The sequence below is a fragment of the Komagataeibacter intermedius TF2 genome, assembly GCF_000964425.1.
GTDB classification, from domain to species: domain Bacteria; phylum Pseudomonadota; class Alphaproteobacteria; order Acetobacterales; family Acetobacteraceae; genus Komagataeibacter; species Komagataeibacter intermedius.
This window is the reverse complement of record NZ_BANF01000208.1, coordinates 1-8925: the sequence shown is the minus strand read 5'-3', so window position 1 is coordinate 8925 and position 8925 is coordinate 1. Positions and strand designations below refer to the sequence as shown.

8 protein-coding genes are annotated in these 8925 nt (G+C 61.4%); 4 read left to right on the top strand and 4 right to left on the bottom strand.

Annotated elements, in window-relative coordinates:
- Window positions 1-115: 115 nt before the first annotated feature.
- Together B7449_RS16180 and B7449_RS16175 are read right to left on the bottom strand one after the other, a co-directional pair.
- Complete coding sequence (locus tag B7449_RS16180; RefSeq protein WP_039734990.1) at window positions 116-1603, bottom strand: alpha/beta hydrolase-fold protein; 1488 nt, start codon at window positions 1601-1603, stop codon at window positions 116-118.
- Window positions 1604-1937: 334 nt separating this feature from the next.
- Complete coding sequence (locus tag B7449_RS16175) at window positions 1938-3002, bottom strand: L-idonate 5-dehydrogenase (RefSeq protein WP_039734989.1); 1065 nt, start codon at window positions 3000-3002, stop codon at window positions 1938-1940.
- 494 nt (window positions 3003-3496) lie between these two features.
- Here B7449_RS16175 and B7449_RS16170 point away from each other — a divergent pair, with 494 nt between their 5' ends.
- Together B7449_RS16170 and B7449_RS16165 are read left to right on the top strand one after the other, a co-directional pair.
- Window positions 3497-4840 (top strand): GntT/GntP/DsdX family permease, encoded by a 1344-nt coding sequence (locus B7449_RS16170; protein WP_039734987.1) that lies wholly within the window; start codon window positions 3497-3499, stop codon window positions 4838-4840.
- An 11-nt stretch (window positions 4841-4851) separates the two neighbouring features.
- A complete protein-coding gene (locus B7449_RS16165) occupies window positions 4852-6342 on the top strand; it encodes a carbohydrate porin (protein ID WP_039735025.1) in 1491 nt (496 codons plus the stop codon).
- 69 nt (window positions 6343-6411) lie between these two features.
- On the opposite strand, the gene B7449_RS23560 is transcribed toward B7449_RS16165, so the two are convergent.
- The gene (locus tag B7449_RS23560; protein WP_264996864.1) at window positions 6412-6546 is read right to left on the bottom strand and encodes a hypothetical protein; all 135 of its coding nucleotides are present in this window, start codon (window positions 6544-6546) and stop codon (window positions 6412-6414) included.
- Here B7449_RS23560 and B7449_RS16160 point away from each other — a divergent pair.
- The gene (locus tag B7449_RS16160; protein WP_048883834.1) at window positions 6546-7346 is read left to right on the top strand and encodes an OBAP family protein; all 801 of its coding nucleotides are present in this window, start codon (window positions 6546-6548) and stop codon (window positions 7344-7346) included. The genes B7449_RS23560 and B7449_RS16160 overlap by 1 nt on opposite strands.
- 96 nt (window positions 7347-7442) lie before the next feature.
- On the opposite strand, the gene B7449_RS16155 is transcribed toward B7449_RS16160, so the two are convergent.
- Window positions 7443-7754, bottom strand: a complete 312-nt coding sequence (locus B7449_RS16155) for a hypothetical protein (RefSeq protein WP_039734985.1) — start codon at window positions 7752-7754, stop codon at window positions 7443-7445.
- A gap of 449 nt (window positions 7755-8203) precedes the next feature.
- Between B7449_RS16155 and B7449_RS16150 the strand changes: the two genes are divergently transcribed.
- Window positions 8204-8925, top strand: a 722-nt coding sequence (locus tag B7449_RS16150; RefSeq protein ID WP_209426758.1) for a B12-binding domain-containing radical SAM protein, incomplete at its 3' end; no start/stop codon positions are given.

Here is an 8925-nt window from a genome sequence, read left to right as displayed (position 1 = left end):
TCGTTGGCGCAATCATTAATTCAAGATAATTCCCAACAGGCCCCGGTAAAAAGCGTCACCAAAAACTTTCTTTAATTTTAAATCGTTATCATGATCTGACTTTTCAAACAGTCTCCTACGCCTTTACCTGATCCAGCAGCCAGTCACGCGCGGCATTGATATGGAAGAACTTTCGCGCGGACCCCATGTGGTCAACACCTTCAAACGTCAGGAAGGTGATGTTGGCATTCCCGGACAGATAGCCGTTGATCTGGTCCGTCAGCTTCTGCTGACTGTCCACGGGGAAAATCATGGCGGGGTCAAGGTACTGTTTAGGGCGGACGACCTTTGCCCCCGCCTTTTCCCAGACCGGCACGCATTTTTCGTTCCATGGCGTGGCCTTGTCATCTTTCGACCCGGTAATGATCAGCACCTTCTGGCTGGCCAGTGGCAGAAGGTCGGACGGGCGCTGCTGGCCTGCGATGATCAGCCCGGCGGCAAATGTCTGCGGGTGGCGTGCCATAAGCCACAGTGACGTCATGGCCCCCATGGACCAGCCGGTGCAGTACACCCGCTTCGGATCGATTTTCAGGACCTTGTCGCAGCGGTCCGCAAGGTTGGGGTTGCCGAAATTCCATGTATTGCCAAGCAGGGATTCAACCAGCCGGTATGTATTTTCAACATCGGACGTGTGTTCCCAGTAATCATTCATGGTCGTGCGTTCGTAACGCGGGGTGATGACCACGCATTCACGCCGGTCCTGTACTTCGGGCAGGCTCCAGATACTGGCGATGCACTGTTCGGTCAGCGTCTGCGCACAGGTGCCATCGGGGCTGGTGCCTGAATGGGTGACCGCCAGGATCAGCGGATAGGCACGGTTTTCCCCGCCTTCGGCCAGAAAGGATTTCGGCAGGTAGATGCTGTATTCCAGCCAGGCGGAACGCGTATCATCCCACCACCAGTGGTTCTGTTCCCACGCATCCACGCCACGGATCGCGACACGGTTCCCGCGCCCGTCGGCATTGGTCCAGACGGTGGTGCTGGCGGCGTACACCGCGCCGGCTGCTGTCCTGACGGCACGGTTCTGCGTCAGGCTGACCCGGTCGCTGTCGGTCGTGGGCAGGCTGAGGTCCGGGTCATGGTGGAATTCGGCAATGACGTAACGGCCTGCGACACTCCTGCGGTCGGGACGCAGTGCGGGTCCGGTATTGGTGTAGATGGCAGCGACGGAGCGCGGGCGGGCGGTGGCGGTCGTGTCATTCTTGTCGGGTTCATCCGGCATGCCCGGAAAGAACCCGCGCGCGGCGGGAAAAACGGCGGTTGCATAGGTATCGGGGGCAAGGCTGGCCGGGTCGATGGCGGCATCGTATTCCACCGCGATGCCATAAACCTTTTCCCCCCCGCCGGTGACGTCACACAGCGCGCAGATGCCCTGCAGGCCGGGGGTTTTCTTTTTATGCGGGCCGGGACCATCATCGCCGTCCGGCCCGGCGGAGGACGCCGCCATGAACCCATGCCCGCCCCCTGCCGCGTGCGCCTGCTGCACGCCCAGCCCGATGGTGGAGGCGGCACTGGCCAGAACAGCCCCGACGGTTACGAAGTTACGTCTTGATACATCGGTCATGTGTCTTCTCCCGTTCCGGTCGCGCGTCATTATGACAGGCGGCAATACCATCAGACAATGCGCTGATAGTATTGCGAATGCCGGGAAACAAAACTCTCGAAATGTTTCATCTGCCCGATACGACCGGAAGTACGCGTATGCGCAGGCGGGCGGGACAATGCGACTGACAGGGATTTCCTGACGCCAGTTTCTAAATACAGGCGGCATGAGCAGAAGGTTTTTATTTTCGGGATATTTTGTTCAACCTGCGGGCAGGGGGTAAGGAACGGGTGAATATATGCCGCATGATTTTCCCCTTCCCGACAGTACGACAGCGGGAAGGGGCGCCATCATGCTAATCCGGCAGGGACAGCAGTATTTTCGCCGCCTGTGTGCGGTCCGGGGCAAGGGCGAAGGCGGCGGCAAAGTCACTTAGCGGAAACTGCCGGGTTACGACGATATCGACAATCTCCGGCCGTTCGGCCAGCAGGGTGAGGGCTGCGTCGAATTCCGTATCAAAGCGGAACGTGCCACGGAAATCGAGTTCACGGCTGATGATCTGGGCGACCGGCACCGCCACGTCCCCCGGCGGGAACATGCCCACCTGCACCAGTATGCCGCCGCGCCGGGTCCGGGCTATGGCGCCGGACAGCGCGCGGGGCGCGCCGGTGGCTTCAAACACGATATCGAATTCCTCATCCATCGTATCATGCTGCGTATTGTGGCAGGCATCCGCACCCAGCCGCGCGGCACAGCGCAGGGGGAAATCCTCCAGGTCGGTCACGACAATGCGGCCCGCCCCATGGTGGACCAGCCCCGCGACCAGCAGCAGCCCGATCGGCCCCGACCCCTGCACCAGCACGCTGCGCCCGCGTACATCGCCCGCCCGTGCAATGGCATGCAGCCCCACCGATAACGGTTCGGCCAGGCAGGCGCGGCGTGTATCAAGGCCGGGGGGCAGGTGGCGCAGCTGGGCCGCGCTGACGATCATCGCGCGGCTGAACCCCCCATCGGTATGCGGGTCGTGTGCTGCACTGCCCAGAAAACGCATGTTGCGGCACAGGTTGCGCTGTCCCCGGCTGCATTCCGGGCATGCGCCGCAGGGCCGGGCAGGGTGAATGGCCACGGCGTCCCCCACGGCAAAGCCGTCTACCGCGCGTCCCACCGCGGCAATGATGCCCGAAACCTCGTGCCCCAGTACCATCGGGGCATGCAGAACGGATGCGCCCACGCCGCCATGGGCGAAGTAATGCAGGTCCGACCCACATATGCCGCCCCATGCCATGTTCACCCGCACCTCGTCCGGGCCGGGGGGCGGCAGGGGGCGCGTGTCCAGACGCAGGTCGTGCTGGGCGTGAATGACCAGGGCTTCGGTCCGGGTGACGGTTTCTTCCTTATTTTTAGTGCTGTACACATTCATGGTGCTGCCTGCCTTTGATCAGTCCCGTCCATACAGGACCCGAACAGGGCAGGACGCAGCGTGACGCCATGGCTGCCCCACGGAAAATCATATCGGCCCGATCCTGTATGCGTGACACATTGGTGCGCGCCTGTAACCGCGCCGCACCCAAACGATCCGGATGGGTGAAAGGTTGCGCCCGGACAACAGGCGCGGGTGCGTGCGGAAAAGTTGCCGCCAGCCGCCATCACGACAGCATATAATAATTTAATGACGGAACCGGACATGCAGTCCATCTGCGCGAAATTGTGCCGTGCACAATCCCGGGCTGCCCGTATTGTAACAGAAATTCCGGTTATATTTGTAATGTTTTGTTTTTATTCCCGATCCCGTCGGGGCAGATGATCGTTTTGGGAGGATTCTGGAATTAATGCCATAACATTTACTTTATGATGCAGGCTTCCCATCCACCGGGCGCGTTAGGCGTGGTGTCAAACCATGGGAGTATTTACGGGATGAGCACGGCATTTGCCATCTCTCTTGCTGTAACGGCAATTCTGGCCGTTATTGTCCTGATCGCCCGGTTCCGTCTGAACCCTTTCATTGTCCTTTTTGTCGTTTCCATCGCCCTTGCCCTGTTTGCGGGCATGCCGGCGGATCATGTCGTTGCGTCGTTTGAAAATGGCGCGGGCCACGTGCTGGGCCATGTTGGCACCGTCATCGCGCTTGGCACGATGCTGGGCAAGATGCTGGCGGAATCCGGTGGCGCGGACCGCATCGCGCTGACCATATCCGCGTTCGCGGGGCGGGAACGCGTGGACTGGGCCATGATGGTGATTGGCCTGCTGATCGGCCTGCCGGTGTTTTTTGAAGTGGGCTTCGTCCTGCTGATCCCGCTGGTGTTCGTGCTGGCGGACCGCACCAGCATGCCCCTGCTGCGCGTGGCGCTGCCCATGGGGGCGGCGCTGTCGGTCACGCATGCGCTTATTCCGCCCCATCCGGCGGCCCTGCTGGCGTTAAGCGCGTACCACGCCAATATCGGCCATACGATCATGCTGGGCGTCGTGATCGGCACCCCCATTGCAGTGATCGCGGGGCCGGTCTTCGGGCGGTTTGCCTCGGCCCGCGTGCCGCTGACGGAAGCCAACCCGCTGGCGGAGCAGTTTGTGAAGCATGAACCGGCGGACAACATGCCGGGCTTTTTCCTGACGGTGGCAACCATCCTGTCGCCTGTCATCCTCATGCTGGTCGGTTCGCTGGCTGACCAGATCACGACGGTGCATGGCACGGCCAACACGGTGCTGCATTTCGTGGGCAATACGGATATCGCGCTGGTGCTGGCGACGTTGCTGTCCTTTTACGTACTGGGGGTGGCGCAGGGGTTTTCGGCCGCCACCATCCTGCGCTTCACCAACGAATGTCTTGGCCCCACGGCGCTGATCATGCTGCTGATCGGCGCGGGCGGCGGCTTTGGCCGGGTGCTGATCGACAGCGGGGTATCGCGCGCCATTACCGACGCCGCCCTTGGCGCACACATGCCGCTGCTGGTGCTGGCATGGGTTCTGGCGGCCATCGTGCGCGTGGCGTGCGGGTCGTCCACCGTGGCGATGGCGACGGCGTCGGGCATTGTCGCCCCCATCCTGGAACACAGCACCGGTGTTTCACCCGAACTGATGGTGCTGGTGACCGGGGCGGGGTCGGTGGCCTTTGGCCCGATGAATGACGCTGGATTCTGGCAGATCAAGGAATATCTGGGCCTGACCGTACCGCAGACCATAAAGACATGGTCGGTGCTGGAAACGCTGATTGCGGTATGCGGGCTGGTCTTCTGCCTGATCGCTTCCATTTTCGTGCACTGAAGGGACGCATCATGCTGTTTCCTGACACCGAAATGCCCGTGCGCGCGCGCAGCACCGCGCGCACGGGGCTACAGGCGGCTGCCCTTGCGCTGGGCTGCCTGCTGTACGGGGCCATGCCCGCCGGGGCACAGGTCATGGATCGTGACATCGGATCGGCCCCCAGCCTGCTGGTGTCGCGCCCGCTGCCAAAACATGACTCGCACAAGACATGGGTGCCGCCGTTTTCCCAACCCGAAGCGGTGGCCCCCAACCCCGTGTCAAAATGGCTGCGCCGTCGTGGCATCAACTTCCTTGTGGACAATACCAATGAATTCGCGGGTGCGATCACGCCGCCTACGCGGGGCAGCACGCCGGGGTTCAGCAATTACAAGCAGGGAGCCAGCAATGCCGGGCAGTACGCCATGCAGCTGGACGTGGACTGGGACAAGCTGGCGGGCTGGCACGGGTTCGCCACCCATATGATCACCGTGGGCCGGTATGGCACGACCGCCAACCGCATGTTTGGCGACTGGCTGAACCATGCATCCGAAGATTACGGCGGCGGCGGCAACGTGGTGGTCCATCTTGTCTATGCCTATGGGGAGGAAACGCTTCTGGGCGGGCGGCTGGCGATTGCCGCCGGGCGCATGTCCGAAATATCTGATTTCGCGGCCAGCCCCCTGTTCTGCAACTTCCAGAACGGCAGTTTCTGCGGACGGCCCAAGGGCATTACCGACACCAACTACGACGCGGGCTACCCCGCGGGCACATGGGGGTTCCGCGTGCGTGGCCGCCCCGCCCGCTCGGTTTACGTACAGACCGGCCTGTACCCGATTGAAGACGGGATTTACCAGGTGTACCAGCACCGCAGCGGATTCAAGTTCAATGGCGCGAACATCATCGGTTATGCCGCGCCGATCGAAACCGCGTGGGAACCCGTATTCCGCCACGGCACCCTGCCGGGGCATTACAAATTTGGCGCACAGCTGTTCAGCACGCCACAGAACGACAATTACCTTGACGTGGCCGGCGCGCCCTACGCGCTGTCGGGCCGCAAGCAGCGGCAGCATGGCGCGTCATGGTCCACATGGGTCATGTTCGACCAGCGCCTGCTGCATTATCATGACAAGGATTCCGGCCTGACCGCGCTGTCTGGCGCGATATACAACGACCCACGCACGTCGCTGCGCAAATACCTTGTGTATGCGGCACTGATCAATCGCGGTTACTTCCGCGCGCGCCCGTATGACACGATGGGCTTTGCCCTGACCTATACACGGATTGCCGATGGCGTGACGATGACGGAACAGGACATGATCGACACCGGCAACCGAAGCAGCCTGCCCAACCACGCAACCGGCGTGCAGCGCGACACGGTCGTCATGGAAGCGAACTACGCGATACATGTCATGCCGGGCGTGATCTTTACGCCCCTGTTCGAATACTACATTCACCCCAATGCCCAGTCCAACCTGCGCGATGCCGCGCTGCTGGGATTCAAGAGCCATATCCAGCTGATGTGATGCGCGCGCCGGTGTCCGGCGGGCAGGGGAGCAGGAAGAAAAACGGACATGTCCGGGGGCCGCCTTTTTTCAGGAAGGCGGCGTTTCCCCGATATTGCGCGGGTCGTCGTGCAAAACCCGCCCGATCAGCGCATGCGGCACGAAACCCCGGACGGCAGCGGGCTTTATGGCGACATGGTTCATACGGCCTGAAAGGACGGACAATGTCGTTCCTGCATACCTTCACCTGTCGCCGCTGTTTCAACCGCAGCCTTGCCGCAACGCTTGTTGCGGCACCCCTTGCAGCACTGGCGGGGCGCGGGGGGCGTGCGCGCGCGGCGGACAGGCCACTGGCCCCGGCCCCCGGCAGCCCGAAATCCGCGCGCAGCGATGTGCTGGACACGGCGGCGGACGCGCTACAGGTCAAAAGGCCCATTGATGCGATGAGTGAATACCTGAACGGGTTTCATTTCTATGCCGATGACATGGGCCGCCAGGTCGAGGCCAATCATTTCTGCACGCACCTGACCGAGGACTTCCACCAATGCGTGATTTACGAAGCCAACCAGAAAAACGCCAAGCTGATCGGCATTGAATACATCGTAAGCGAGCGCCTGTTCCAGACATTGCCGGAAGACGAAAAGAAATTGTGGCACAGCCATCATTACGAGGTGAAGTCCGGCATGCTGGTCGCCCCCGGCGTGCCCGATCTGGGGGAACATGCGTTCATGGCCGACCTTGTGACCACATACGGCAAGACATGGCATACATGGCAGGTTGACCGGAACCCGGACTTCCCCCTTGGCGTCCCGCAACTGATGATGGGATTTACCGCGGACGGTCAGGTCCAGCAGGCGTTGCTGGATGACCGGGACCGGCGTTTCGGGGTGTCAACCGCGGGCGAGAAAAAGAACCGCGCCGATATTCCCACCCCTCGCATCGTGTCCGGTGCGAATTCATGGCAGGGCGGCACGGCAATGCAGGTGCAGATGGTGGAACGGCCGGTAAAAAACCTGAAGGGATAGGTGGCAGCCACCACCACGGCAACGGTGTCCGGGCGGGCCGCCCCGGCCCATGCGCGCTGCGGGCATGGGCGTCGCGGTTGTTCAGGCCGTCATCCGCTAGTCCTGTTTTTCCGCGTTCCTGCGGCGGGTTTCGGCTGCCTTCCGGGCCGAAGCCGAACGGTCTGCCGCCGGACGGTGCGCGGACGCGGCCCCGCCAGTTTCCCCGCCTTTGCGTGATGGGGCGTGCGTTACGGCATGGCCCCGGCCCGATCCGCTTTTCTTGCCACCGCCCGTTTCCTTGTTGACGGTAGCCCATGCGCGGCGTGCGGCCTCCTCTTCGCTGACGCCACGCTGTTCGTAGCTGTCCTCGATATGTTCGGCCTGTCGCTTCTGCTTGTCCGTGTAAGCGGATTTATCACCACGCGGCATGATCCATGCTCCCGTTTCCTGCGGTTGGAGCGTGCATTCCCTGTGGCGTGAACGGCCCGCCCTGCCGTGACAATGCATGGCGGCGGAGAAAGTTTTCGGTGGCGCCGCATGGCCCTGTCATGGCGTTTTTTCCGAAACCCGAATAAAAAACGGCACAGGGAAATTTTTTCACACTCCGTACGTCATTTTACGGCCATGGAACTGAAAAATGCCTTATTTTTGTTACATTGTGAAATAAAACCATCGTATGTCGCCAGTAATCATCTATCGCCATGACGGGACAGGGGGTGTAGGAACGGTTCCATATACAGATGGAAGATCCATATGACGACCGTTCGTCCGAAAAGCGCCATTCCGCCACAGATGGATCCGTCCGTCCGCACAGGCCACGCCCACAGCCGGGGAGGCCACTTCAATCATGAACGGAAGGCACACCAGAAGGTAGCAGCATGATGACCGATCGCTGCAGGGTCCTGATGGTCTTCCCGCTTTTCAACGCCAGTTCATTCTGGAATTATCAGGCAGCCTGCGATCTGGCCGACGCGCGGTATCCGGCGGCGCCGCTGGGACTGATTACCGTTGCGGCCATGCTGCCCCCGCACTGGGATGTGCGGCTGGTCAACCGCAACACCGAAACCCTGACCGATGATGATATCGACTGGGCCGACATGGTCATGACGGGCGGCATGCTGCCGCAGCGCAACGACGCCCTCCATATCATCGACATGTGCCACGCCCATGACAGGCCGGTGGTGGTGGGCGGCCCCGATGTCACATCCAGCCCGGACCTTTACGCGGCCGCGGATTTTCAGGTCCTGGGCGAGGCAGAGGAAATCATGGCCGATTTCATCGCCGCCTGGCGCGGTGGTGAACGGCATGGCGTGTTTGAAGCGCCAATGGGCAAGACGGATGTCACAAAAAGTCCGCTGCCCCGTTTCGACCTGCTGAAGCTGGACCAGTACCTGCATGTGGGCGTCCAGTTTTCGCGCGGGTGCCCGTTCAGTTGCGAATTCTGCGATATTATCGAACTGTATGGCCGGGTGCCGCGTACCAAGACGAACGGGCAGGTCATGGCGGAACTCGATGCCCTGTACGCGCTGGGGTATCGCGGGCATGTGGATTTTGTTGATGACAACCTGATTGGCAACAAGAAGGCGCTCAAGAAATTCCT

Excerpts from the sequence above, each read along its gene's own strand:
- B7449_RS16165 (WP_039735025.1), top strand. The coding sequence starts at position 4,852 with ATGCTGTTTCCTGACACCGAAATGCCCGTGCGCGCGCGCAGCACCGCG.
- B7449_RS16180 (WP_039734990.1), bottom strand. The coding sequence starts at position 1,603 with ATGACCGATGTATCAAGACGTAACTTCGTAACCGTCGGGGCTGTTCTG.
- B7449_RS16175 (WP_039734989.1), bottom strand. The coding sequence starts at position 3,002 with ATGAATGTGTACAGCACTAAAAATAAGGAAGAAACCGTCACCCGGACC.
- B7449_RS16170 (WP_039734987.1), top strand. The coding sequence starts at position 3,497 with ATGAGCACGGCATTTGCCATCTCTCTTGCTGTAACGGCAATTCTGGCC.
- B7449_RS16160 (WP_048883834.1), top strand. The coding sequence starts at position 6,546 with ATGTCGTTCCTGCATACCTTCACCTGTCGCCGCTGTTTCAACCGCAGC.
- B7449_RS16155 (WP_039734985.1), bottom strand. The coding sequence starts at position 7,754 with ATGCCGCGTGGTGATAAATCCGCTTACACGGACAAGCAGAAGCGACAG.